Source organism: Wujia sp. (assembly GCF_056872695.1).
This window is the reverse complement of the sequence record NZ_DBMFCD010000001.1, coordinates 206262-231779: the sequence shown is the minus strand read 5'-3', so window position 1 is coordinate 231779 and position 25518 is coordinate 206262. Positions and strand designations below refer to the sequence as shown.

The 25518-nt window shown below is 45.5% G+C and carries 23 protein-coding genes; 1 reads left to right on the top strand and 22 read right to left on the bottom strand.

Annotated features, from left to right (window positions below; all coding sequences use genetic code 11):
• Positions 1-23: 23 nt before the first annotated feature.
• Together ACZQK9_RS01085 and ACZQK9_RS01080 are read right to left on the bottom strand one after the other, a co-directional pair.
• On the bottom strand, positions 24-1790 hold the full coding sequence (locus ACZQK9_RS01085; protein WP_483269348.1) for an ABC transporter ATP-binding protein: 1767 nt from the start codon (positions 1788-1790) through the stop codon (positions 24-26).
• The gene (locus ACZQK9_RS01080; RefSeq protein ID WP_483269347.1) at positions 1783-3519 is read right to left on the bottom strand and encodes an ABC transporter ATP-binding protein; all 1737 of its coding nucleotides are present in this window, start codon (positions 3517-3519) and stop codon (positions 1783-1785) included. The genes ACZQK9_RS01085 and ACZQK9_RS01080 overlap by 8 nt, the downstream gene beginning before the upstream one ends.
• Before the next feature lie 125 nt (positions 3520-3644).
• On the opposite strand from ACZQK9_RS01080, the gene ACZQK9_RS01075 reads away from it, so the two are divergent.
• Positions 3645-3959, top strand: coding sequence for a DUF1292 domain-containing protein (locus ACZQK9_RS01075; protein WP_178016560.1), 315 nt, complete (start codon positions 3645-3647; stop codon positions 3957-3959).
• Positions 3960-3969: 10 nt separating this feature from the next.
• On the opposite strand, the gene ACZQK9_RS01070 is transcribed toward ACZQK9_RS01075, so the two are convergent.
• From ACZQK9_RS01070 to ACZQK9_RS00975, 20 genes are all read right to left on the bottom strand, one after another.
• Positions 3970-4668 (bottom strand): hypothetical protein, encoded by a 699-nt coding sequence (locus ACZQK9_RS01070; RefSeq protein ID WP_483269346.1) that lies wholly within the window; start codon positions 4666-4668, stop codon positions 3970-3972.
• The gene (locus ACZQK9_RS01065) at positions 4650-6485 is read right to left on the bottom strand and encodes an ATP-dependent helicase (RefSeq protein ID WP_483269345.1); all 1836 of its coding nucleotides are present in this window, start codon (positions 6483-6485) and stop codon (positions 4650-4652) included. Before ACZQK9_RS01065 ends, ACZQK9_RS01070 begins: the two co-directional genes overlap by 19 nt.
• A gap of 1 nt (position 6486) precedes the next feature.
• Entirely contained in the window at positions 6487-6993 is a 507-nt protein-coding gene (locus tag ACZQK9_RS01060) for an SEC-C metal-binding domain-containing protein (protein ID WP_021984290.1), read from the bottom strand.
• Positions 6994-7076: 83 nt separating this feature from the next.
• Complete coding sequence (locus ACZQK9_RS01055) at positions 7077-7322, bottom strand: hypothetical protein (protein ID WP_178016557.1); 246 nt, start codon at positions 7320-7322, stop codon at positions 7077-7079.
• Positions 7323-7350: 28 nt separating this feature from the next.
• On the bottom strand, positions 7351-8640 hold the full coding sequence (locus ACZQK9_RS01050; RefSeq protein ID WP_483269344.1) for an ABC transporter permease: 1290 nt from the start codon (positions 8638-8640) through the stop codon (positions 7351-7353).
• A 19-nt stretch (positions 8641-8659) separates the two neighbouring features.
• On the bottom strand, positions 8660-10000 hold the full coding sequence (locus ACZQK9_RS01045; RefSeq protein WP_178016555.1) for an HlyD family secretion protein: 1341 nt from the start codon (positions 9998-10000) through the stop codon (positions 8660-8662).
• Positions 9993-10730 carry an ABC transporter ATP-binding protein gene (locus tag ACZQK9_RS01040; protein ID WP_483269343.1) on the bottom strand — a complete coding sequence of 246 codons (738 nt, stop codon included), beginning with the start codon at positions 10728-10730 and terminating at the stop codon, positions 9993-9995. The genes ACZQK9_RS01045 and ACZQK9_RS01040 overlap by 8 nt, the downstream gene beginning before the upstream one ends.
• Entirely contained in the window at positions 10730-12181 is a 1452-nt protein-coding gene (locus ACZQK9_RS01035; protein WP_483269342.1) for an efflux RND transporter periplasmic adaptor subunit, read from the bottom strand. The genes ACZQK9_RS01040 and ACZQK9_RS01035 overlap by 1 nt, the downstream gene beginning before the upstream one ends.
• 11 nt (positions 12182-12192) lie before the next feature.
• Complete coding sequence (locus ACZQK9_RS01030; RefSeq protein ID WP_483269341.1) at positions 12193-13518, bottom strand: replication-associated recombination protein A; 1326 nt, start codon at positions 13516-13518, stop codon at positions 12193-12195.
• 10 nt (positions 13519-13528) lie between these two features.
• Positions 13529-13918 carry a response regulator gene (locus ACZQK9_RS01025; RefSeq protein WP_021984283.1) on the bottom strand — a complete coding sequence of 130 codons (390 nt, stop codon included), beginning with the start codon at positions 13916-13918 and terminating at the stop codon, positions 13529-13531.
• Between the two features lie 28 nt (positions 13919-13946).
• Positions 13947-14540, bottom strand: a complete 594-nt coding sequence (locus ACZQK9_RS01020; protein ID WP_178016807.1) for a TetR/AcrR family transcriptional regulator — start codon at positions 14538-14540, stop codon at positions 13947-13949.
• Positions 14541-14755: 215 nt separating this feature from the next.
• Entirely contained in the window at positions 14756-14959 is a 204-nt protein-coding gene (locus ACZQK9_RS01015) for a cold-shock protein (RefSeq protein ID WP_178016552.1), read from the bottom strand.
• Positions 14960-15044: 85 nt separating this feature from the next.
• The gene (locus tag ACZQK9_RS01010) at positions 15045-15941 is read right to left on the bottom strand and encodes a DUF5688 family protein (RefSeq protein WP_216506932.1); all 897 of its coding nucleotides are present in this window, start codon (positions 15939-15941) and stop codon (positions 15045-15047) included.
• 109 nt (positions 15942-16050) lie between these two features.
• Positions 16051-17097, bottom strand: coding sequence for a histidinol-phosphate transaminase (gene hisC / locus ACZQK9_RS01005; RefSeq protein WP_216506934.1), 1047 nt, complete (start codon positions 17095-17097; stop codon positions 16051-16053).
• Between the two features lie 18 nt (positions 17098-17115).
• Positions 17116-18573, bottom strand: coding sequence for an aminoacyl-histidine dipeptidase (locus ACZQK9_RS01000; RefSeq protein ID WP_178016549.1), 1458 nt, complete (start codon positions 18571-18573; stop codon positions 17116-17118).
• 37 nt (positions 18574-18610) lie between these two features.
• Entirely contained in the window at positions 18611-20980 is a 2370-nt protein-coding gene (locus ACZQK9_RS00995) for a glycoside hydrolase family 3 N-terminal domain-containing protein (RefSeq protein ID WP_483269340.1), read from the bottom strand.
• Between the two features lie 99 nt (positions 20981-21079).
• A complete protein-coding gene (locus tag ACZQK9_RS00990) occupies positions 21080-21913 on the bottom strand; it encodes an undecaprenyl-diphosphate phosphatase (RefSeq protein WP_118373666.1) in 834 nt (277 codons plus the stop codon).
• Positions 21914-21972: 59 nt separating this feature from the next.
• Positions 21973-23457: a polyphosphate:AMP phosphotransferase gene (pap, locus tag ACZQK9_RS00985; RefSeq protein ID WP_483269339.1), complete on the bottom strand. Its 1485-nt coding sequence runs from the start codon at positions 23455-23457 to the stop codon at positions 21973-21975.
• Between the two features lie 68 nt (positions 23458-23525).
• Positions 23526-24806 carry a glutamate-5-semialdehyde dehydrogenase gene (locus ACZQK9_RS00980; protein ID WP_178016546.1) on the bottom strand — a complete coding sequence of 427 codons (1281 nt, stop codon included), beginning with the start codon at positions 24804-24806 and terminating at the stop codon, positions 23526-23528.
• 78 nt (positions 24807-24884) lie between these two features.
• A complete protein-coding gene (locus tag ACZQK9_RS00975; protein WP_178016545.1) occupies positions 24885-25505 on the bottom strand; it encodes a flavodoxin family protein in 621 nt (206 codons plus the stop codon).
• Positions 25506-25518: the final 13 nt, after the last annotated feature.

The following is a 25518-nucleotide window of genomic DNA, read 5'->3' as shown; positions in this document are numbered from 1 at the left end:
TCCGCGGTTTGTCAAGCAAAAGCTTAATGTGCAAACTGCGAATTGTACAGATTCGTATAGAAGCCGTTTTGTGCCATAAGCTGGTCATGGTTTCCCTTCTCGATGATGTTTCCATCCTTCATAACAAGGATTACATCAGCCTCCCGGATCGTTGACAGTCTGTGTGCAACGATGAAACTTGTTCTGCCCTGCATCATACGGTTAAATGCCTTCTGGATCCGGATCTCCGTACGTGTATCAATGGAAGATGTTGCCTCATCTAATATAAGCATCGGCGGCAATAACAGCATCACACGTGTGATACACAGAAGCTGCTTTTGTCCCTGTGACAGATTTCCACCGTCCTCAGCGATCACTGTATCATAGCCCTGTGGCAGACGACGGATAAAGCTGTCGGAATGCGCAAGCTTCGCTGCCTGTATGATCTCCGCATCCGTTGCATCCGGCTTTCCATAAGCGATATTCTCACGAATCGTACCGCTCTTTAACCATGTCTCCTGCAATACCATACCATAATTTTCTCGCAGGCTGTCTCTTGTCATATCCCGGATATCTGTACCGTCAACCGAGATGGAACCGGTATCCACATCGTAAAACCGCATCAATAAATTGATGAGTGTACTCTTTCCACATCCGGTTGGTCCGACGATTGCCACACGCATACCCGGTTTTACAGAGAGGTTCAGATTCGTGATAAGTGTCTTATCCTTTACATAGGAGAAGTTCACGTCCTTAATCTCGATTGCACCCTTCGTATCTGTTAATACATGGGCATGCTCCTTCTCCGGTATCTGCGGTGTCTCGTCTAAAAGCTCAAACACACGTCCGGCACATGCCATCGCATTTTGCAGTTCGGTAATCACGTTCGATATCTCATTAAACGGTTTTGTATACTGGTTCGCGTAGCTTAAGAAGCAGGTAAGCTGTCCGACAGTAAATCCGGTTGAAATCACGGAAACCGCACCGATGATACCAACTGCCGCATATACAAGGTTGTTGAGAAATCTTGTACATGGATTGACAATGGACGAATAAAACGTAGCTGACATGCTGTCCTTCTCCAGACGATCGTTGATCTTTTCAAAACGCTCCAATGCTTCATCCTCGTAGCCAAATGCCTGCACGATCTTCTGCTGCCCGATCATCTCATCAACAAGTGCTGTGATATCTCCACGTGTCTCAGACTGCCGGTGGAACAGATGATATGTTCGCTTCGCAATAAACGATGCTACAAACAGGGAAAGCGGCGTCAATACAATTACAACCAGTGCGATCGGTACATTTACAGCTATCATAAATCCAAGCGTTGCAAGAATCGTTACAATTCCGGTGAACAGCTGTGTAAATCCCATCAGAAGTCCGTCTGCAAACTGGTCAATATCCGATACGATACGGCTCACGATATCGCCGTGCTTATGTGAATCGATATAGGAAAGCGGAAGCTCCTCCATATGATTGAACACTTCGATACGGATATCCCGCACAACGGAGTATGTGATATGATTGTTAATAATATTCATAAACCACTGTGAAAGCACTGTCACAACGGTTACCATCAAAAATGTATAGATGATGTCTTTGATTCCATCAAAATCAACCAGACCTTTTCCAACGATTAAGTCGATTGCATCACCGGTCAGAATCGGTGCGTACAAGGTAGAGGCAACCGTAATCATCGCGCAGACAAACGAAAGGATGACCAGAATACGGTATTTCTTGATATGTGTCAGTACACGTTTTAACACGGCTTTATCAAAGCCCTGCAGCTTCTTTTTCTTATCCTTAGACATCTGCCTTCACCTCCTTGTTCTGGGATGCGTAGATCTCCTGATATACCGGACAATCCCTCATCAGTGTATCGTGATCGCCTATCCCCGCGATCTTACCATCGTCCAAAACAACGATCTTATCTGCATACATAATGGATGACGCACGCTGCGATACAAGGAAAACCGTCGTGTGATCGGTCTTCTCCTTGATTGCCTTCCGGAGTGCTGCATCCGTTGCATAGTCAAGTGCGGAAGAACTGTCGTCAAGGATCAGGATCTCCGGTTTTTTCACAAGTGCACGTGCGATCGTCAGTCTCTGCTTCTGTCCACCGGACAGGTTCTTACCTCCCTGGTTCAGCACAAACCCAATGCCGCCCTCTTTCTGCTGTACAAAATCCTCCGCCTGCGCGATTGAAAGTGCTTCCTCGATTTCCTCCTTTGTCGCATCTTCCTTGCCCCAGCGGATATTATCTGCGATTGTTCCGGAGAAAAGTACTGCCTTTTGTGGAACGACACCGATTTTAGAGGTCAACTGCTCTTTTGGATACTCTTTTACATCCACGCCATCGATTTTAATACTGCCTTGTGTGCAGTCATAGAAACGAGGAATCAGATTCACAAGGGTCGATTTACCGGAACCTGTACCACCGATAATACCGATTGTCTCGCCGCGGTTCACTTTCAGGGAAAGTCCCTCGATGGAGGTTTCCTTCGCATCCGCATACGTAAGTCCGGCATCCACAAATTCAACCTTCGGAATCGCTGTACCGCCAGTTGCTTCCACGGGGGCTGTCTCGTATGTCTGGCTGCTTGTTGTCTCGAAGATCGCACCGAGACGGTTCGCACAGGCCACTGCCTTTGTCTCGGTAATGATGAGGTTTGCAAGCTTTACAAGCTCGATCAGAATCTGTGACATGTAGTTTACAAGTGCATAGACCTGCCCCTGCTTTAAGATACCGAGATCTACCTGTTTCGCGCCACCCCAGATCAGGGCAACGATAGACAGGTTAATCACCGCGTAGGTCAGCGGATTTAAGAACGAAGAAATCTTTCCGACAAAAAGCTGACCTTTTGTCAATGCTTCCGTTACCTCAGCAAACTCTTTCTTTTCCTTCTTCTCCTGATTAAATGCACGGATGACACGCACACCGGACAGATTCTCTCTGGACTTCAACGTTACCATGTCAAGCCTGCTCTGTACCTTCTTATACAAAGGAATGGATACAAGCATGATTCCAAATACAATTACAATCAGAACCGGAAGCGTGATAAAGAATACACGCGACGCCTTCGCGTTGACTGTAAATGCCATAATCGTTGCACCGAACACGATAAACGGCGAACGCATAAACAGACGCAGGAACATATTGATTCCGGTCTGCACCTGATTGACGTCACTCGTCATACGTGTGATCAGTGTCGCACTGCCGAGCTTATCGATTTCTGTATAGGAAAGTGTCTCGATATGCTTGAACAGGTCATACCGGAGTTCCTTTCCGATTCCCATGGCTGTCTTTGCCGAGAAATACTGCGCTGTGATCGAACACCCAAGTCCGACCACGCCGAGTCCAACCATGACAAATGCCATCCTGTAAATATATGGCTTGTCATTTCCTGCAATACCATTATCAATGATTGCAGCCATAACGAGCGGTACCAGAAGTTCAAACGCAGCTTCCAGCATCTTGAATAGCGGTGCCAAAATTGCTTTCCACTTGTAATTTTTGAAATACTGTAATACTTGTTTCACGTTTCTTTCCTTTTCTCTTTCTCTTATTTTATAGTTGACCTATGATACAAATTCCCTTAAACTATTATAGACGAGGATTTTTCTTTTTCAATACAAAATCTAAAAATATAAAGGAGATTCATACTATGAACGATACAAACAATTTATTTCCGACAGATAATACGGAAGACGATGACTATGTAGACATGGTGTTAGATGATGGCACAGAGCTTCATTGCAGTGTGATTGCCATCTTCCCGGTTGAAGGGCAGCAGTATATCGCTTTGCTTCCGGACAAAGTCGTAGAAGGCTACGAAGAAGACGACGTCTTCCTCTACCGCTACACAGAAAAAGACGGCGACGACGTCGAGCTTGGCATGATCGACTCTGAAGAGGAATACGAGATTGTTGCCGATGCATTTGATGAGCTTTTAGATAACGAAGCCTACGAAGATATGTAAGCTTTACTATTTAATCTGTAAGGTCATAGATTTCCACTGTCTGCGTTTCAAACCGGAAGCTGTAAATGTATGACCACTGCGTTGTTCCGTTCAGACACAGATCAACATTCCCATAAAATGTACAATTATCATTTGCATCCAACGAAAATCCATCTACTGTCACACCGTAGATGGATGTTTCTTTGTCTGACAGCTCCTGCATCCGAATACAGCTGTCAATCACCATCTGCCGCACATCATCAAGTGTCGTTTTCTTTTTCACAAGCGCATCCGTCAGTGTGATCTTCTTATCCTGTATCCGATCATAATTATAGCTTGCTACATCCCCATAGCCACCGACAAGCGGGTACTCGACATAACGTACAACCGCCTGTAAATATTGATCCGTATTATATTCCGTCGTACGGATCTCCGGGATGATCTCTTCCCCATCTTTGTCTTTCTCATAAACAGTTCCCGGCCCCTCCATGATGTCCCGATTTAATTCTTCAATCACGGCACTGTCATGCGTTGATGCAAATTGCGGAAGTTCAATCACATGTCCGTCCAACTCCGTATGGACCGCATACTTAAGAGAAGAATCCTCCGGTTCATAATTTACCGCTTCGGTTGTCTCTTCCTTTGCCGCACAGCCGATCAGACACAGACAGCTTCCAATCGCTGCAAGCATCATAATCATTTTACCTTTTTTCAAGATTCCTTTTGCCATGTAATATCCTCCACAAACCGGCTCTTGTCTTTCGCCTTTCCTGCGATTGTCTTCGGCACATAAATATGCAGGGCATGTCTTGCCCGTGTCATAGCAACATAAAACATCCGCCGTTCCTCTTCGAGTTCCTCTGCGGTCTTTGCCTTTTTATACGGTGTAATCTCTTCTACTGCATCAAGGATATACACCACATCAAATTCCAGTCCCTTTGCGCTGTGCATCGTCATAAGATTGACGCCCTTCCGCATCCGGTTTTTCTCCTGCTGTCTTGCAAGCTGTTCTTTGTATTCGTCTATAAATGTGAACAACTCCGCATAGCTTTCCATGTCTTTAATCATATAACCAAATTCATCCAAAACCTCGTACATCTCTGATGCATCAAGCTGGCGGTATTCTGCATAGTCCTTGATATACGTGTCATAACCAATAAAATTCCGGATAAAATTGAGTGCCGGATATGGCCGCAGTTTCCGTAACATCTTTATATCCGCAATCAGCTTATCCAGATTCTCCACAAGCGACTCTTTGTTCCGTAATCGAAACCGCAGCTTATCATAATCAACCGGATTTTCCAAAAGCATTTCCCGGCTGATATACCGCGATGGTTTATTCAGTATCCGCAAAAATGCTGCCCGTGAGGTATCACCCATTGCAATCCGCATATAATCAAGCACATACCGCACAGCAAAATGATCAAACAAATTTGGTAATGCATCACTTAACGTATATGGAATATTGTATTGATTGAGCTTATAGGCAAGCCGTCGCGGCTGTAAGTTCGTCCGGTATAAAACTGCCTGTTTTTCATACGCGATTCCAGCCTGATACTGTTCCCGGATGTGCCGTATGATACATTCATTTTCTTCTGCCTCGTCTTTAACTGTATGCATCTGTACAATACCCGGTTCCTTCGAATCTGCCTTTAATTCTTTCTTATACCGTGCCCGGTTCTTCTCAATCACCTGCGTTGCTGCCTGTACAATCCGGTAATCAGAGCGGTAATTTTCCCCGAGATACACGATCTTACAGCTTGGAAAATCCTTTCGGAACTGCTGCATGATCTCTGGTCTTGCGCCCCGGAATCCATAGACGGACTGGTCATCGTCTCCGACGATACATGCATTTTTCCGCGGGTTTGCAAGCATCCGGAAAATCTCGTACTGAATCCGGTTACTGTCCTGGAACTCATCTACCATAATATACGGAAACAGCTTTCTACACTTATCCAATATATCCGGCCGTGCTGTTAATAGTTCATAGCAAAGTACCATCATATCGTCAAAATCGATCAGCTTCCTGCGTTTTAACTCTGTATCCAGCCGTCGGTACAATTCCCGGAATGCACGTTCCGGCATGTCCTTGCTATAATAATTTTCCACATCCATCATGTCACATTTGACAAGGCTTACCTGTGAAACAATACTGCTTACAATCTCTTCCTTGTTCTCGTAGCTCAGTTCCATCGTATGTAAAATCTGCTCGATGATCCCCCGCTTTTCTTCCTCGGAAATCACACGCAGCATGGATTGCCCATATGCAGTTTTTAAAATCCAATAAAATATGGAATGAAAGGTTCCAAATCGAACCGGATATTCCTTTCCGGGTGTCATCGCACGAAAGCGTTGCTGCATCTCCCCTGCGGCTGCCCGTGTAAAGGTTATAACAAGAATATCTGCGGGTGAAACACCCGCAGATTCTATCAGATACTTGATTCGTTTTGTAATTACAGTTGTCTTCCCGGAGCCCGGTCCTGCAATTACCATCATAGGTCCATCCACATGCGAAATCGCCTTGGATTGTGCCTCGTTTAATTTCATATTATGCATTCGCTCCACAGCACTTCTTATACTTCTTTCCACTTCCGCAAGGACATGGATCGTTACGTCCAACCTTTGGTGGCTTTACGATTGTCTTGGAAGACTTCTGGATCTTGTACAGTTCCTTTCTTCTTTCAGGTGTCAAGATCTTATCCCACTGTGGAAGTGTATACAACCACTCTGCGTTGCAGTCTACCATGTTCATATAAAGCTTCTCTGGATCGTAGCCGAGCGCTACCTGTGAGTCCTCTTCCAGCTCATCGACCTTGTTTGGCACGATCAGGCTGTCCTCGATACCATCCAGGAATCCGATCATCAGCTCAATACTCATATCGTACTTCTCAGCCAGTTCTTTGACTGTACCGCCCTCGATCTCAACCGGATTCTCAAGAATCTTCTCATAGATTGCCTTTTCTCTCTGGAAATAATCAAGCCAAAACTCCTTTCCTTCTGGAGTTCTGTCATCAAGACTATATGCATGCTCACGCCATTCTGTTAATAAACTCATAACCGTACCTACACAGTGTTATTATCCTGTGTTTCCCTTTCATTTTTTCATCCAATCCAGTATAGCAAACCAGCCTTTATTTTTCAAGACCGATTCTTTCTGTGATTTTGCAGGACCTTTCCAAGCCAAAGTGCCACATAGATAAGTATCGGAACTATAATCATCAGAGCAAGACTTGGCATAAAATATCTGCTGCCTGTCACACCTGTCACGATCACTAATAGGATCAGTGCGAAGATCACAGCCAGTCCTACCCATGCCATCACACGTAAAACCGGACGTCTGCGTATACTTTGTTCATAAGTTTCTGTCTTTTTTTCTTCTTCCATACCTTATCTCCATCGTCACAGCTTTTGCTTATTCATATCGAAGCGCATCAATCGGATTTAAGTTTGACGCCTTGACCGAAGGAATAAATCCAAACACAATACCGATCACCATAGAGAAGATCACAGATACTGCAATCGCAGCACCGCTGATTGCCACAGGAACCGACGCAACATCCGAAATCAGATATGCGAGTCCGACGCCAGCACCGACACCGATAATGCCTCCCATGCTTGTAAGCACAGCTGCCTCCGTCAAAAACTGAAGCAAAATAATTGACTTTCTTGCACCAAGTGCCTTTTTCAGACCAATCTCTCTTGTACGCTCTGTGACAGATACCAGCATGATATTCATAACGCCGATACCTCCTACCAGAAGAGAGATACTTGCAATCCAGATCAGCTGCTGGCTCGTTGATGCACTGACCTCCTGCATCGCCTTTGCCGTCTCCAGAAGATCTTCACTCTTATATTTGAAAGAAGAACCGCCATCCTCACTATCCGATCCATCTCCTTCTCCCGATGAAGGCATATATGAATTCATGATATCCGCGGTTTTCTTTCCCGCATTTGTCATAGCTTCCGTTCCTGCCGGCTTCACTACCAAATTATACGGTTCATCAAACGAGAAAATCAAAGGCCAGTTGACATCTGTGATAAACACCTGACCGAAAGTTGTGTTTCCATAATACGTATACCAGTCATTTATATTCGTTACCTTTGGCGTGAACCCGTCGATCTGTTCCACAACACCTACTATGATAAATGGTTCTCCCTTTATTTCCAGAGTTTTTCCAATCGGATTCTCACTTGCAAACAATGTATTTGCCGCAACCGTATCCAGAATAACGCCCTTCGTATACTCCGTCCAGTCACGTTCTTCAAACAATCGTCCGTTCTGTACAGCATACCCCATCACACGGAAGTAATCCTGATCAACGCCATACACGGGTGCATTTCCCAGATCCTTTGTTCCGCTGATGATTCCCTCATAGAGTGCACCATAGCGGTAAGCAGCTACATCTGTAACCTCGTCAACAGCTAATATTTCTTTTTTTATATCTTCTGTGACCATCGGCATATTTTCCGGTGTCGATGATTCCCCGGACGTATATGTCCAATCGCCCTGATACAGCTTTACATTAACGATGTTATTCCCGGAGCCGACCAGATTCTCCTTGATCTGCTCGCTGGTTCCCTTAATCGTTGATACGATTGCAATAATTGCCGCAATACCAATAATGATGCCTAGCATGGTAAGAAGGGAACGCATCTTATGTGCCCAAATACCCTGGAACGATAATCTTATATTTTCTAACATAGACTCATTTCCTTTCTTATCAGTTATACAGATCGTCTGTCTTTTTCTGCACAGTTTTCACGCCTTCCACCGCCTCATCAAGATATGGAAACGCAATGTAATCCTGCATCGTCAAACCTCCAAGTACAAGCACCGAGTCTCCGGACGTTTTATTTCCAACCTTAATATAGGTCTTCTTCAGTCTGCCATCGACATCCTTCATAACATAATAGTTGCTGCCTTCCTGCTTCATAAACGCCTTTGAGAGATAAAAACCTTCGCTGCTATCCTCCGCGCCCGAATTCAGCGTAATTTCCATATACATATTCTGACTGACATCCGTTGCATCGTTCAACGCAATCTTGATCGGATAATAGGTTTCCACCTTACCATTGTAATTACTGTAATTATCCTCCGGGAAGGTAGATATCTCCGTGATCGTACCTTCATAATTCATCCCGGTATCATAGCAATACATGGATACCGTATCGCCTATTTTCACTGTTGACATTGCAAGTTCTCCAATCTGGCTTTCCACCAGATATCCGTCCGCAGCACTTATTACAATAGCCGGTTCTCCACTGGACGCCGCCTCATCTGCCGTGGTCACTGTCTTGACAACGCCATCAAAATTTGCCAGCACCTCACCGGTTGCATTCTGCATTTCTTCAATCTGAAGCTTTACCTGTGCAATCTCATACTGCGTCTGCATAGATACAATTTCCTGCTGTTTTTCTGCGATCTGTTTTTTTAACTCTTCTCTGGTTGGCGGTATCTCCGCGTCCGGATCTGTATTCGGATCCGGCTGTGGATCCGGCTGTGGATCTGGCTGTGGATCCGGCTGTGGTGCCGGCTGCGGTGCCGGCTGCGGAACCACATCTGAGCCTGTTGCAATCGGTGCCTCTGTTGTTGGTGCCTCTGTTGTTGGTGCCTCTGTCGTTGGTGCCTCTGTTGTTGGTATGTCCTCCAACGGTGTCGTGTTTTTCAGCTTCTCCAATTCCCGTTTTGCGTCAATGATTGACACTCGCGATAATTCCAGTTCTGATCGTTGCAATTCCAGTTGCAGATCATTGGCGGTTGTATCATAGACTAACAGCACATCTCCGGCTTTCACCGTCTGTCCTTCTGTCACCTTAATCTCCGAAACAACCTGCTTTTTCCCTACATACACCTTCTGTTCCGAATTTACAGTCACGTTTCCGCTCAGTGTACTGCTGTCCCACATATCAGAAGCATTATATCCAATATCACTCACAGCATATACACCTGCCGTTTTGCTGTTCTGATTTTTCTGTTTCAGGGTTCGAAGTGTAATATATATACCTCCGAGCACAACCAGACACGCTACAACAATTATAATGATTTTCTTAGTCTTATTCATGCACATCACCCCCGATCGTCACAGAATCCGGCATATCTGTCTCATCTGTCTTCGGCTGTGCATCCCCCTCATATAATTCTCCATCAATGATTTTCACAATTCGTTCGGCATAAGATGCTATTTCATCTGAGTGTGTGATCATAATAATCGTAACTCCCTGCTTATGCAGCGTGTCAAACAATTCCATAACCTGCAGCCCGGATTTTGAATCAAGCGCACCTGTAGGTTCATCCGCAAGCAGAATTTTAGGATCTGCCACCATCGCCCGTGCAATTGCTACACGTTGTTTCTGCCCTCCGGAAAGCTGTGTCGGTTTAAAATTCAAACGATCACCTAAATCGACCATTTCCAGCATTTCTTTTGCCTTCTGTTTTCTTTTTCTGACCGGTACCTTCGCATACTGAAGCGGAAGTGCCACATTATCCAATGCACTCTGTCTTGGCAACAAGTTGAAGTTCTGAAACACAAAGCCAATCTTCTGATTCCGTACCTCTGACAGTTCTTTATCCTTGCATTTTTCGATTTCCACATCATCAAGCAGATACGTTCCCGAAGTTGGCTTATCAATGCAGCCTATTATATTCATGAGGGTAGATTTACCTGAGCCGGACGGGCCCATGATTGCCACATATTCTCCCTCTTCCACACAAAGATTGATATCCTTTAGTACAGGAACTTCCATCGTACCCTGAATATAGTTTTTATAGATATTTTTCAATTCCAGTAACACTATTGCACCACCTCGCCATCATTCGCCGGGGATGCCTCAGTCCCATTGTCACTATCCGAATTTTCATCTGTATCCACGTCTTGAGGCATGATTTCATCTTCTGACTCCCCATTATCTTCCATCAGGCTACCATTATCACTTCCGTTTTCCGTGAATCCATCATCGATCATACCATCCTCATACATGCCGTCACTCATGCTGGCATCCTCATAAGAACCATCATCGATGCCTGTATCATCTGTCATAACATCTTCATAGTTATGAGTAACCTTCATACCTGCTTTGACACGTTCTTCCGGATATGCAATATAATCATCCTCCGTCAAACCGGACAGAATCTGGTACCGCATCATATTTTCATCATATTCGCCAAGCTCCACCTTGCGCTTCTCAATGTATCCCTTTGCATTTTCTGCCCATACATAGGCACCATCGTCCTCCTGCATGATATAGAATTCATCCAGCCACAAGCCTTCCTTTACATCTCCCTGTCCATAATCTGCCTCTACGTAGACATGCTGTCCAAGCATCAATCCTTCAGTGCTGTCTAGGCTGATATAAAATGGATACTTCGTCGCTGTTGTTCCTCCGGAGCCCATCATATAATTATCATTATTATTCCCATTATCTGGATGTTCCAGATCTATCTTTGTCACTGTGCCTGTCCATGTTGTATCATCCACTCTGGAACGGATGATCATGCTCTGTCCCTCTGACATGCTTCGTACAGTCAGCTCACTTGCCGTTGCCTTGATTCTATAATCGCCCTTTGCCATAATGGTGATATACGCATTATCCGTCGAGTCAGTGCCATTATTGGAATTGTTATAACCTGTCTCATCCGAATTATTGGATGAATTATTCTCATTGATTGTCTTGATGATTCCATCCATCGGAGCCACAACCTTCGTATTCTCCATGGAAAGCTTCTGCCGGTCAATCTCCAGCTGCTTTGCACTCGCATCATAATTTGCCTGATTCACCTGTGCCTGCAGATTCTGGATCTGGGCACTGTAACCCAACTGTTCTTCCGCCGGTGCAGTTGCCTTTTCTGAAACCAGAGAAGAAATCTGCTGGTTTAAGGTTGTGATGTTATTGTTGATACTTGTAAGCTCGAGTTCCAGCTGGCGAAGCTGCAATTCCATAGACTCCGTATCATACTCAAACAGTACATCCCCCTCTTTTACTTCATCCTCTTCCTTCACATACAATTCTTTTATCTTCTTATCTGCATCACGGTTTACGCCCTTTACTTCCTGTGACACCACTGTACCCATATACCGGCTTTCCATCAGGTCATAATTTCCCGTCAGATCCGATACCTTTGTTGCATACACAAGCTCTTCTGATGTTTTTTCTTTCTTATTATGCAGGACATAATAAACTGTGCCGGCTGCGCCTGCAAGAACAAGCAATACAACAATTAAAATGATGATTCCTTTTTTCTTCATTTTTCTACCTCTTACTTTTCTTTTTTGATCAGGTGAAACCAATCCTGTATACGCTTTTCATATCCAATATCCCCCGGTTTATAAAAGGTTCTCCCTACCAATTGATCCGGCAGATACTGCTGCTCCACATAATGATTCTCATAATCATGGGCATATTTGTATCCAACATTGCCAAGCTTTGCCGATCCGGAATAGTGTGCATCCCGGAGATGTACAGGCACTTGGCAGTTCCCTACATCTTTTACCGCCTGCATTGCATCAAAGATTGCATTCACAACGGAATTACTTTTCGGTGCGCACGCCACATAAGTTGCTGCCTGTGCTAATATAATCTGTGCCTCCGGCATTCCGACACGCTCCACTGCCTGTGCGCATGCAGTTGCAACCTGAATTGCCTGCGGATCCGCATTTCCAACATCCTCACTGGCACAGATCATGATTCTTCTGGCAATAAATGTGACGCTCTCCCCGCCATATAACATCTTTGCCAGATAATAAACCGCCGCATCCGGGTCGGAACCACGCATGCTTTTTATAAAAGCAGAGATAATATCATAATGATTATCTCCGTCTTTATCATATCGAATCGAACGCCTCTGAATACATTCCTCTGCTACAGCCAGATCAATCACAATCTTTCCGCTCTCCGGATTGCGCTCCGTCGACAAAATTCCAAGCTCAACCGCGTTCAGCACATGCCGCGCATCCCCTTCTGACATATCTGCCAGAAAATCAACCGCTTCCTCTGTAATCTCCGCATCATAACTTCCCATTCCCTTTTCAGTATCCGTCACTGCACGACGGATCAATGTTTTGATGTTGTCCTTCGACAATGGTTTCAGCTGAAAAATAGAAGAGCGCGATATCAACGCAGAATTCACTTCAAAATACGGATTCTCCGTTGTCGCGCCTATCAGTATAACCGTTCCATCCTCTACAAACGGAAGAAGATAATCCTGCTGCGCTTTATTAAACCTATGAATCTCGTCTACAAAAAGAATCGTCTTTTTGCCGTACATTCCGAGATTGTCTTTGGATTCCTTTACAACCGCCTCGATATCTTTCTTTCCGGCTGTCGTTGCATTCAGTTCCTTAAATACTGCGCTTGTCGTATTGGCAATCACCATTGCAAGCGTCGTCTTCCCCGTTCCTGGTGGGCCATACAAAATAATCGAACCAAGCTTGTCTGCCTGTATCACCCGATATAGCAGCTTATCCTTTCCAAGGATGTGCTCCTGTCCCACTATCTCGTCCAATGAAGTCGGTCGAAGCCGCTTTGCAAGCGGAGATTCTCCCTTCTTCATATTTGTCTCTCTCATATAGTCAAATAAATCCATTTACTTTTACCTAGATGATTTCAAGCTTACGAATCAAGCTGTCAAACTTCATGATATCAATCGGTTTACACATGTATTCCTCATAATCATCACTCGCATAGCTTGCATCAAACCCTTCATCAAGTGCACTGATCATAATTACTTTACACCGTTTATCCCTCGGTGTACCGAGCTTCCGCTCTGCATCACGAATAGACGCAAGTGCCTTATATCCATCAATCTTTGGCATCATGATATCCATGCAGATCAAATCAAACCGCTCATTCGTGCTGACTGCATTTACAAATTCATCCACAGCCGCGATTCCATCTCTTGCCAGTACGACCTCACCATACTTTGACAACAGCTTCTGCATAAATTTTCCACTTGCCAAATCATCCTCTGCTACCAATACTTTCATAAACTGCCTCCCAATCCTTTTCTCACGCTTATTTTTTTATCTGAAGTAACTGCATCCATTTCTGAATATTATCCATATATTCTTCCTTGAACGACTTCTTATGATAAGAAATTCTGCGATCCAATATATGGCTCATCGCCATACCTGTTACATTGTTTGCCAACACAGGTGCCGAAATAACGTCTGAAATCTCACCTGCCTCGATTGCTTTCTGAAACAATCCCTCCAGGAATGCCAGACGTTCGGTAATACACCATGCAATCTTCTCCCGGGTTTCCACAATGTGTAACAGTTCTTCATACTGCAGCATCAATGTGGATATCGCATAATAATTATCATAATACGTCGCATACGCTTCGAGATAATCCATCAGTTTTTCTACATTCGATGCATTCTTTGCCTCTACAGTCTGACGAATACGTTCGTCAAACTTGGAATAGGTCTCCACCACCTCTATAAGCACTTCGTCAATTCCTCCAAAATACTTATACATAAGTGCCTCTGACATGTTTTCCTTCAGGGCAAGGTTTTTAGTTGTAAGAGCTGATAATCCGGATTCGCTGATAATTTCGATTGCAGATGCTATTATTCTGTCTTTTCTTGAAACAAAGCTATCCCCCAATAGTTTTTCCTCTCCGTCCTGTTTTTTTCATATGTTCATTCTATGCCATTTACCCTGTTTTGTCAATAAATTACAAAAATAGGAGCCACCTGTTTTTCCGGTGGCTCCTTCTCTGTTTCACTCAATAAATATAACAAATCCCAATTCAAAATTCAGTATAACAATGCATGCAGAATCTATAAAATATAGGTACCCTGTTACTTGATTAAGTTAAACTACTTGATAACAGTTACGTTTGTAGCCTGTGGTCCCTTCTCGCCATCAACAACATCGAACTCAACCTGCTGATTCTCCTCGAGATTCTTGTAACCTTCCATGTTAAGTCCTGAGTAATGTACGAATACATCCTTGCCGTTCTCATCTGTGATGAAACCAAAACCCTTCTGGCCATTGAACCACTTTACTGTACCTTTTGTCATGACAAATCCTCCAAATTCTAAAATCGCTTTTCATATCTGAAAATGCGTTTTAACAATAGCACACACGCGTTCATTCGTCAAGCATTTATGCTACAATATTTCCTAATTCTTTATCATAAAAATAGACTACATCGGACAAAAAATCCATATCGGAAACGACAAACTCATTGACTTCATGCAGTGTGTTTTCCAGCATTTCCTTCTCTTTTTTTGCATCTGTAAGACATAACAAAAGCTCATTGACACTGGACGGAACAATGTATACATTTTTTCCCATATGTGCAGCAAACTCTGCTACGACATCCTGATAAATCATCATAGTCGCACCATAGATAAATTGCTGATTTGACAAAATATATATGTCCGGTTCGTCCGGATATTCTGTTTCCTGTGGATATCTTGTCTCCAAAAATTTATCCAACCGCATCAAAAAAGGCGGAAACAGACGAATCGTATTTTCCTTTGCTGTCTCATACAGCGCATCCACAGACAAGCCACAAGCCTTCAGGTTTTCATAATTGATCAATGCAGATGCAATTCCCGTCTGATCCATCCGGACCAGATACCGGAACGTAATTGCCATATCATGGAATGGTATATACGGGCAGTCTGCAAGTATCTCCCTGTTCCGTTCATAATTTACCAGCCTCAGAAATACATGACTCTCTATCTGATTCATATCAATAGATAACGGTTCCTGCTTCAACAGACTGTTCTGTATCCGCCGGTATTCCTTTGCAATTGCCTCCAGTGCCTCCGCAAACGGCCGCTGCTGCTGTTTCATATACCTATAATATTGTTCCAGATAAATCGTTGGGGAAACACTTTCTCCCTGCAACAAAATCACAAGTCCGACATGCTCAATGCCATTGTTATGGCATACCGTCTCCAGCCGGATACTCTCAATCTCATATTGCAGAAGATACTCTGCGATACCGCTTGCCACGGCATTGCAAAAAGATTTAAAATCCATACGCTCCATATTTAAAACTCCTTTTATTCTAAATAATTCGCGTAGGAAAATTCAGACCGGACATGTCTGAATGATGACATCCCCTATTATATTTTCTTTTTTACAAAAGCACAACCACTTACAGCAAAGTTTTTAAAAATGCAACAAATAATTGCATTTCTTCATCGGTTCCGATGCTGATACGCAGATAATTATCAATCCGCGGTTTGGCAAAATACCGTACAAATATCTTATTTTCTCTAGCCTTCTCAAATATTTCTTTTGCCGGAACCGACTTGTGTGTTGCAAACACAAAGTTCGCGCTTGACGGAAGCACGGTAAATCCAAGTGCCTCGATTTCCTTTACAAACCATGTTCTCGTATTGATAACCTTCTTGACCATCTCCTTGAAATAGTCATCCGCTTTGATTGAGCAGGTTCCAAGCTCGATGCTTGTCAGATCCATCGTATAGGAATTATAGGAATATTTGACATCGTTTAAGTAACCGATCAGCTTCTCATTTCCGATTGCATATCCGATACGGAGTCCTGCCATCGAACGAGATTTTGAGAAAGTACGGACAACGAGCAGATTGTCAAACTCATCAAGAAGCGGCAATGCTGTCTGTCCACCGAAATCCACATACGCCTCATCCACGATCACGATTACATCCGGGTTATGGCTGACGATGTCACGGACAAACTCGACTGGTTCTGCAATTCCGGTTGGTGCATTCGGATTTGGGAATACAACGCCACCATTTTCGCCGTAATAATCAGATGCCTGAATACGAAATTTCTCATCAAGCGGTTTTCTCTCATACGGAATCCGGAGCATATCTGCCCAGACATCATAGAACGAATATGTAATATCCGGGAAGAAGACTGGCTTTCCCGAATTGAAAAATGTCATAAATGACATGGCTAGTACATCGTCGCTTCCGACACCGACGAACACCTGCTTTTTATCCACACCGTGATACTGTGCAATCGCCTCAACTAATTTCGTTGCTGCCGGATCCGGATACAGACGCAGATTGGCTAATTCCACCTGCTTATTTAATACCTCCGGTGCCGGCGGATATGGATTTTCATTTGTATTCAGCTTGATAATGTCCTGTTCCTTCGGCTGTTCGCCCGGTACATACGGCACAACCTTTCGTATATTTGTTTCCCAGTTTCCCATAAGTCTCGTTCCTCCAAACTATTTCAGTCGCTTCAAGATTTCAAGTGTATATTCCCACGTTCTCTGCACGCTGTCAACATGTAATTGCTCGTTCGGCGTGTGAATGTCATACATCTGCGGTCCGTATGATACACAGTCCAGATCTTTCATCTTATCCATAAACAGACCACATTCCACACCTGCATGGATCACATCCAGCTTCGGCTTCTCGCCGTACAGCTCCTCATAGACAGCAACCATCAGATCGCGCAGTTTCGAATCCTGCTTATACTCCCATGCCGGATATGTTCCACTCTCGGTGTACTGCCCGCCCAGACGTTCACACAGTGTCCTTATCTGTAAAGCAAGCAGATTCTTCTCACTGCCGACACTACTCCGCACCGAAAAGCCCATCTGTACTTCATCTTCCTTCGTCGTAAGAATCCCAAGGTTCAACGAGGTCTGCACCAGTCCCGGCATCGCATCACTCATCTTCTGCACACCGTTTGGAAGCAGAAAAAGTGCATCAATGATTGCATCCCCGCTCGCACGGTTCATTACCTGCGTCACCGCTTCTGTGCATTCTGTCATCTTCAATGTCACTTCCGGATCACTTACCTCATATTCATGTCTGATTGTCTCCTGCAGCGTCTGCACTGCCTGCTTCACAGCATCCTTTGCTTCTGCCTCCACAGCAAGCACTGCCTGTGCCGCACGTGGAATCGCGTTGTCCTTCTTTCCGCCGTCAATCGACAAAATCCGGATATCTGCCACTGTCCGTATTGTTTTTAGTGCTCTGCCAAGCGTCTTGTTCGCATTTGCACGCTGCTTGATGATCTCCATACCGGAATGTCCACCGAGCAGACCATCCACAATAAGCTGCATGCTGACCGGGTGTTTCAAGTCGCAGGTCTCCCGGCAAACCGGCATATGGCAGACCGCCGTCATTCCTCCGGCACAGCCGACCAGCAGCTGTCCCTCATCCTCCGAATCAAGATTCAGCATATAAGATGCCTGCAGATCCTCGGTTGTAATCCCTGCCGCGCCAAGCATACCGATTTCTTCATCCACCGTAATCACAACTTCGAGCGCCGGATGTGGAATATCCGTGGCATCTAAGATTGCCAGTGCAAATGCAACCGCAATTCCATCGTCGCCGCCAAGGGTTGTCCGGTCGGCACAGATCACATTCCCATCAAGCACCAGATCCAGTCCCTGCGTATGGAAATCAATCTCCTTATCGTCCGTCTTCTCGCAGACCATATCCATATGTCCCTGGATCATCACAACCGGCGCATCTTCATAACCACATGACGCCGGCTTTTTGATGATGACATTTCCAAGTGTATCCTGTCTCACATAGAGCTTCCGTTTCTTTGCAAATGAAACCAGATAATCACTGATTGCCTGTGTGTCGGAAGATCCATGCGGAATTCCGCAGATTTCCTCAAAATAATGAAAGACTGCTTTCGGTTCTAACTGTGCAAGCACTGCCATATTGGCTGCCTCCTTTATTTTCGCAATTACATGCAAATTATTTTTTCTTTATAGTTCTTACTTTCTCTTCAAATGCGGCAATGAAATGTGCCACCTTCTCCTCTGTCCGAAGTTGTGCGTCGAGATAAACCAGGATCTCGCGCAGGGACTTCTGAGGGGAATACTGATAATTGTTCCGGATCAATCCGATATCCCAGCCTTCGGCTGCCCACGCGCTGTCCGCCGCTTCAAGCAGTGCATCATCCTCGCAGATAACCTTGAGCTGTGTATCCACGCTGTAGCTATATGGGGACTTCACATCAAGATAGACGCGTGTCTGTCCGAATACATCCTCTGCTGCCGAAGAGGTTGCAGCCAGAATGTCATAATAGCCTTCCTCCACCGTAAACTGTCCGAGATCCATGTCGTACGACGCAAGGCTGCTTCTTGCAATTGTGAAGGTCACATTCTTCTTTTCTCCCGGTGCAAGCATTACCTTCTCAAAAGCCTTCAGCTCCTTCTCCGGCTTCGAAAGTGTACTGTACGGATCATGGATATATATCTGTACAACCTCGCTGCCTGCCACCTTACCGGTATTCTCCACACTTGTATGAACCTTGATCATATCCCCGTCAACCACTGCATCGATCAGTCTGCAGTCAAATGTCGTATACGACAATCCATATCCAAACGGATACCGCGGACGAAGCTTCTTCTTATCATAATACCGGTAACCGACGTAAATACCCTCACCATAGGATACATGATACCCATCTCCCGGGAAATTCATGTATGTTGGCATATCTTCGATTCTCTCCGGGAATGTAATCGTCAGTTTGCCGGATGGATTCACCCGTCCCGCAATCATATCAGAAAGTGCCTTTGCACCTGCCATACCCGGAAGGAACGTTGCAAAGACAGCCTTTACATTGTCTGTATCAATCTCACGCATATCGATCGGACCGCATGTATTTAATACTAAGATTACATTCTTACCCGCCTGCTCCAATCGTTTTAACACTTCCAGATCTTTATCTGCAAGTGCAAGCGTCTTGCGGTCATTTCCTTCCATGCCAGGCACTATGCCGATCACAACCGCATACTCTGCCTGTGACTCATCAACCACATCAAAATACCTTGCAAATTCCGCCGCTACGTCACCATGACGGCTTGTATCAATGCCTGCAGAACCGGAACCACACTCCAGCATCTGTGCATGTCCGCTGCCAAGCAGTGCGATTTTTGTATGCTCTGCAAGAGGACATGCTTCATTTTTAAGCAATACGATTCCCTCGCATGCTGCCTCGTATGCCGCCTCGTCCGTCTGCTTTATAATCGCCTCAACCGGAAGCTTGTCCACTTCTTCCTTCTTATAATTCTCAGTGATCCAGTTGATTGCAGCAAGCACACGTGCACACGCCTGATTAAGTTTTTCTTCTTCAAGTGTACCATCTTTCACAGCATCACAGATTGTCTGTGCTTCCCCAGGACCTGGCATCGCAAGATCCGTCCCACCGGCAAGCGCCTTTACAGGATCCAAGACAGCACCCCAGTCCGACATCACCATACCTTCAAACCCAAAATCCTTGCGCAGCTTCTCGTCCAACAGCCATTCATTCTCTGTACACCGCACACCGTTGATGCGGTTATACGCATTCATAATAGACTTTGTACCGCCCTCTTTCACGCACGCACGGAACCCTGGGAGATAAATCTCTTCCAGTGCGCGCTTCGAGATCGTCTCATCAATACCTACCCTGTTTGTCTCCTGACTGTTCGCCGCATAATGCTTCACCGTCGCAGAGACACCATAGCTCTGGATTCCCTTCACAATCTCCGGTGCAAGCTTCGATACGACACACGGATCTTCGGAGTATCCCTCGAAGAGACGTCCGTTTCTAGGATCCCGCAGGATGTTGACATTTGGTCCAAGCAGGAAATGCACACCATAGACACAACTCTCTAAGCCAAGTGCCTCTCCAACCTTGCGGATTACATCCGGATTCCACGTACAACCAAGCAGGATGCCCGGCGGATAACAACCCGGTGCATAATCCTTTCCCTGCAGACGCGCATCCATATACTTCTTGATCCAGCCATACAAGATCTTCTCATCCGCAGAGAGCTTCTCCGGCTCAAAATAATGTTCAATCACATGCACAAGTCTTGTACTTCCGATTATATTAACCGGCTTGCTTGTATCTGCGTCTATCTGCTTACGTTCCTCGGCATTCGACCAATCCTCATACTCGGTCATATCTCCAAATACCTGCTCCAGATTCATGCCGGTAGCGCCATCTAACAGCTGCATCCGTGGTACGCCGAGACGGTCAATCCCATAGCTTCCGAAGAAGGTTGCACCATTGACCAGATGTGCCTTCTCCTCCAATGTCATTTTATCAATCAGTTGATCAATATTATTTGTCATGTGTATGTCCTCCTTATGATATAATGAAGCACGCTGATGCGTGCGCAGGTCATCACGCTAGCGCGTGGTGACATATAATATAATAAGCAGTTTTATTAATTATGCAGCAAGCGCAAAATATGCAATCACGGCGATGCCAAGGATAATACGATACACGCCGAACACCTGGAAATCATGCTTCTTGATATAGCTCATCAGGAACTTGATCACTACAAGTGAAACAGCAAACGCAACGGCACAGCCGACAATCAGGATTACAAGCTCCGAGCTTGTGATTGCCACACTCATCTTGATTACCTTCAAAAGGGAATATCCAAACATAACCGGAACTGCTAAGAAGAATGTAAACTCAGCAGCTGCTACACGGGATACCCCAATCAGGAGTGCACCTATAATCGTCGAACCGGAGCGGGATGTACCTGGTACGATGGATAACACTTGGAAAAGACCGATCAAAAACGCAGTCTTGTATGTGATATCTTCCAGCTTCTCCACCTTCGGCGTCCGTGTCTTGTTCCAGCGTTCCACGATGATAAAGACGATACCGTAAAAGATCAAGGCACCTGCGATCACATACGGCGTCTCAAAATGTGCTGTGATATAATCATCAAACAGCAGTGTCACGATAGCGCCCGGTATGCAGGCAACAATTACCTTAAACCACAGGGAAAATGTCTCCTTCACACAGACCGGTTTTGTCTTGTCTTTCATCTGGAATGGCCACATTTTTTTCCAGAATAACAGGATAACTGCCAAAATTGCGCCAAGCTGGATGACAACAAAAAACATCTCCTTGAACTCTTTGGATGCCTGAATCTGGATGAACTCATCCACCAGAAGCATATGCCCGGTGCTGCTGATTGGAAGCCATTCTGTGACTCCTTCTACAATTCCTAAAAAAACAACCTTTAAAATTTCAACTATACTTAACATGGTTTCCTCCGGCAGAGGCGTTTGTATCCGAAATACCCCTGCATTTTGATTTTAATATTTTATGAATTTTTCTTTTTCTTGATCTGCTCTTCCATCGCCTGAATCACAATCTCCAACGCTTTTATGCGCGCATATTTTTTATCATTGGATTCCAGAATATGCCAGGGCGCATACGTCGTATTGGTCTTTTGCAGCATCTCATCGACCGCCTCCTCATACGCATCCCACTTCTCCCGGTTTCTCCAGTCTTCATCGGTGATCTTCCAGCGTTTCTCCGGGGTATTCTGGCGAAGTGTAAACCGCTCTAACTGGGTATCCTTGTCGATCTGCACCCAGAACTTCACAATAACAGCGCCCCAGTCATTAAGTTCTTTCTCAAACTCATTGATCTCGTTGTATGCCCGCTGCCAGTCATTTTCCGAACAGAAGCCCTCCAGACGTTCTACCATCACACGTCCATACCAGGTACGGTCAAAGATTGCAACGTGTCCGCTCTTCGGCAGTCTGGTCCAGAAGCGCCACAGGAAATGCCGGTTTTTCTCGTGTGGCTCCGGGCTTGCAATCGGGTGAACCTCATAGCCGCGCGCATCAAGAGCCGCAGCAATCCGCTTGATATTACCACCCTTTCCGGCGGCATCCCAGCCCTCATAAGAGATAATAACCGGAATCTTCTCACGATATAACACATTGTGCAGTTCCGACAACCGCTTTTGCAGCTTTTCGAGCTTTTCCTGATACTCTTCCTCTGAAAGTGACTTATTCAAATTAACCTCTGCAAGCTTCGGAATCGGCTCTAATGGGAACACATTCTGCAGGATTGGAACCGCATGTCCGGCATTTGCAAGTGCAGTCTCAATATTCTGGTTGATGCGCTCTAAGATCTGCAGCTCTGCCCATTTTTTGCTCTTGGCATCGACTGCATACCACGGTGCATACGACTGGTTTGTCTGCTCCATATACGCCTGATAGGCGTCTGAACATTTCTTGTACTTTTTGTTCTGCCACAAGTCTTCCTCGGAGACACGCCACGCCGTGTTCTCATCGGCAAGCAGTTCTTCCATCCGCTTCCTCTGCTCTTTCTCATCGATATAGAAAAAGAATTTCAGAATCGTGTAGCCATTGTCCGAGAGTGTCCGTTCAAACCGCTTGATACTGCGGATCTTCTTCTCAAAAGCGTCATCATCCAGCTGTTCATGCACACGGTCTCTCACGATTTCTTCCATCCAGCCGCCGTCCATGAACGTGAACTGTCCATTCTCCGGAATCCGCTTGAAATACCGGTATAAAAATGGTTTCCGAAGCTCCGTCGGCTCCGGCTGATCCATCGTCTCGACATGGAAAAACCGCGGATCCATACTCTTTATGATCCGGCTTAACATACTCCCCTTTCCGGCAGCGCCAAAGCCTTCAAACAAAACAAGTACCGGAAGCTTCGCTTCTTTCACCTTGATCTGCAGTGCTGCAAGCTTCTCTCTCGCCACGGCCAGTCTTTTCCCAAGCTCCGCATCCTGTGGTTTCGTGATTGATGCGATCATTTTTTCCATATCCCGTATCCCCTTTCGTATGTCATGATTCGTTTTTGAACCGCACGCCTTTCCTCATCCTCATAGCATCAAGGCAGATCAACAAAATGGAACTTCTTCCTTCCCTGTGCATAATCATCGACAATATGTCCATCGCCAAACAGTTTATATTTGTAGCTGAGCAGCCCCTCTAATCCGACCGGACCTCTCGCATGTAATTTACTTGTACTGATGCCGACCTCTGCACCAAATCCATAGCGATAGCCATCTGCAAACCTTGTAGAACAGTTCTGGTATACCCCGGCAGAATCAACCATGCGCATGAAATGCAGCGCAGTCTCCTTGTTCTCCGTTACGATGCTGTCTGTGTGATGGGAACCATGCCGGTTGATATGGTCGATTGCCTCATCCACCGATTCCACAATCTTCGCAGAGAGAATATAATCAAGGTACTCGGTATCATCGTCCTTCTCCGTCGCAGGTACACAATCTACAAGCGCCTGAATCTCCTTCGTTCCGCGAAGCTCGACGTGCTTTTCTTTCAGTGCCTGTGCCAGCTTCGGAACCAGATTATTCGCGATATCCTTGTGTACGAGCAATGTCTCTACGGTGTTGCAGGCACTGACATACTGTGTCTTCGCATCTAAGATGATTGGAATCGCCTTCTCGATATCCGCATCCTTATCCACATAGATATGGCATATTCCGTCCGCATGCCCCATAACCGGGATATTTGTATGGCTCATAATATACTGTACAAATGCATTGGAACCGCGCGGAATCAGAAGATCCACCGACTCCTGACAGGTAAGCAGTTCGTTAATCTCACTTCTTGCTTCAAGCTGTAACATGCAGTGCTCAGGGAGTCCTGCTTTCCGTACCGCCGCATAGATCGTATCAAATAAGATTTTGTTGCTCTTAGCTGCTTCGCTGCCGCCCTTTAAGATCACACAGTTTCCACTCTTGATGCAGAGCGCCGATATCTGCACGAGTGCGTCAGGTCTCGCCTCGAAGATGACGCCGATCACACCGATCGGACAGGTCTCGCGATACAGAGTAAGTCCCTCATCCAGCTCTCTCGCAAGCTTCGTCTGAAACAGCGGATCCGGCATCTGCACCAGATCATGGATGCCGTTTATGACATCACGCAGCTTACCCTCGTCGAATCTGAGGCGTTTTAAAACAGGGGCCGCAATTCCATCTGCCTCCGCCTGTTCCATATCCTGTCTGTTTGCTTCAAAGATTGCATCTTTATTATCTGTCAATGCTTTCGCAACCGCCAAAAGTGCCTGGTCCCGGAGCTCTCCGGTTGTTCCTGCCAACTTTGGACCTGCCAGCTTTACAAATCCTGCCTGTTGTTCTATCGTCATATGCTCCTCCTTACTGTGTATCTTGCCAATATCCTCTATCACACATTGTTTTTCCAACTATCTGTTTGTATTCTATAACTACCGTATGAAATTCGTCTGGTTTGAGCGGTCTGCCACCGGCGGCACAATTCCCTTCTCCTTACCGACCTCTAAGCATTTTAATACCCACGCCATATTGTGTCCGAGATTACGCATCGTCTGCATGCCCTCGAGATCCTTCGCCGCATCCTCGGCACATCTTCCATGCACCTGATTCCAATAGGTCGATCCGACGGTAATCATCTGCGTGATACCGAAATATTTATTAAGCACATCAAACGTTGTCGCTGTACCACCACGTCTTGCAACTGCGACCGAAGCTCCCGGCTTGTGGGCAAAACACCTGCCACTACTATAAAAGACACGGTCTAAGAACGACTGGATCCGCCCACTTGGATGTGCATAGTAAACCGGTGTACCGAATATATATCCATCTGCTTCCTTTGCTTTTGCGACAAACGCATTTACCGCATCATCCGAGAAGATACAGCCATTCTCTGTACACTGCCCGCAACCAAGGCAGTCTGCGACCGGTCCACCGCCGATCTGAAAGATTTCATATTCTATTCCATCTTCCTCGAGTGCCTTTCCTACCTCGTTCAAAGCTGCCATCGTCGTTCCGTTGATATGGGAACTTCCGTTTAACATCAATACTTTCATCTTATATATCTAC

Excerpts from the sequence above, each read along its gene's own strand:
- ACZQK9_RS01085 (WP_483269348.1), bottom strand. The coding sequence starts at position 1,790 with ATGTCTAAGGATAAGAAAAAGAAGCTGCAGGGCTTTGATAAAGCCGTG.
- ACZQK9_RS01075 (WP_178016560.1), top strand. The coding sequence starts at position 3,645 with ATGAACGATACAAACAATTTATTTCCGACAGATAATACGGAAGACGAT.
- ACZQK9_RS01070 (WP_483269346.1), bottom strand. The coding sequence starts at position 4,668 with ATGGCAAAAGGAATCTTGAAAAAAGGTAAAATGATTATGATGCTTGCA.
- ACZQK9_RS01065 (WP_483269345.1), bottom strand. The coding sequence starts at position 6,485 with ATGAAATTAAACGAGGCACAATCCAAGGCGATTTCGCATGTGGATGGA.
- ACZQK9_RS01060 (WP_021984290.1), bottom strand. The coding sequence starts at position 6,993 with ATGAGTTTATTAACAGAATGGCGTGAGCATGCATATAGTCTTGATGAC.
- ACZQK9_RS01055 (WP_178016557.1), bottom strand. The coding sequence starts at position 7,322 with ATGGAAGAAGAAAAAAAGACAGAAACTTATGAACAAAGTATACGCAGA.
- ACZQK9_RS01050 (WP_483269344.1), bottom strand. The coding sequence starts at position 8,640 with ATGTTAGAAAATATAAGATTATCGTTCCAGGGTATTTGGGCACATAAG.
- ACZQK9_RS01045 (WP_178016555.1), bottom strand. The coding sequence starts at position 10,000 with ATGAATAAGACTAAGAAAATCATTATAATTGTTGTAGCGTGTCTGGTT.
- ACZQK9_RS01035 (WP_483269342.1), bottom strand. The coding sequence starts at position 12,181 with ATGAAGAAAAAAGGAATCATCATTTTAATTGTTGTATTGCTTGTTCTT.
- ACZQK9_RS01030 (WP_483269341.1), bottom strand. The coding sequence starts at position 13,518 with ATGGATTTATTTGACTATATGAGAGAGACAAATATGAAGAAGGGAGAA.
- ACZQK9_RS01025 (WP_021984283.1), bottom strand. The coding sequence starts at position 13,918 with ATGAAAGTATTGGTAGCAGAGGATGATTTGGCAAGTGGAAAATTTATG.
- ACZQK9_RS01015 (WP_178016552.1), bottom strand. The coding sequence starts at position 14,959 with ATGACAAAAGGTACAGTAAAGTGGTTCAATGGCCAGAAGGGTTTTGGT.
- ACZQK9_RS01010 (WP_216506932.1), bottom strand. The coding sequence starts at position 15,941 with ATGGAGCGTATGGATTTTAAATCTTTTTGCAATGCCGTGGCAAGCGGT.
- hisC (WP_216506934.1), bottom strand. The coding sequence starts at position 17,097 with ATGGGAAACTGGGAAACAAATATACGAAAGGTTGTGCCGTATGTACCG.
- ACZQK9_RS01000 (WP_178016549.1), bottom strand. The coding sequence starts at position 18,573 with ATGGCAGTGCTTGCACAGTTAGAACCGAAAGCAGTCTTTCATTATTTT.
- ACZQK9_RS00995 (WP_483269340.1), bottom strand. The coding sequence starts at position 20,980 with ATGACAAATAATATTGATCAACTGATTGATAAAATGACATTGGAGGAG.
- ACZQK9_RS00990 (WP_118373666.1), bottom strand. The coding sequence starts at position 21,913 with ATGTTAAGTATAGTTGAAATTTTAAAGGTTGTTTTTTTAGGAATTGTA.
- pap (WP_483269339.1), bottom strand. The coding sequence starts at position 23,457 with ATGGAAAAAATGATCGCATCAATCACGAAACCACAGGATGCGGAGCTT.
- ACZQK9_RS00980 (WP_178016546.1), bottom strand. The coding sequence starts at position 24,806 with ATGACGATAGAACAACAGGCAGGATTTGTAAAGCTGGCAGGTCCAAAG.
- ACZQK9_RS00975 (WP_178016545.1), bottom strand. The coding sequence starts at position 25,505 with ATGAAAGTATTGATGTTAAACGGAAGTTCCCATATCAACGGAACGACG.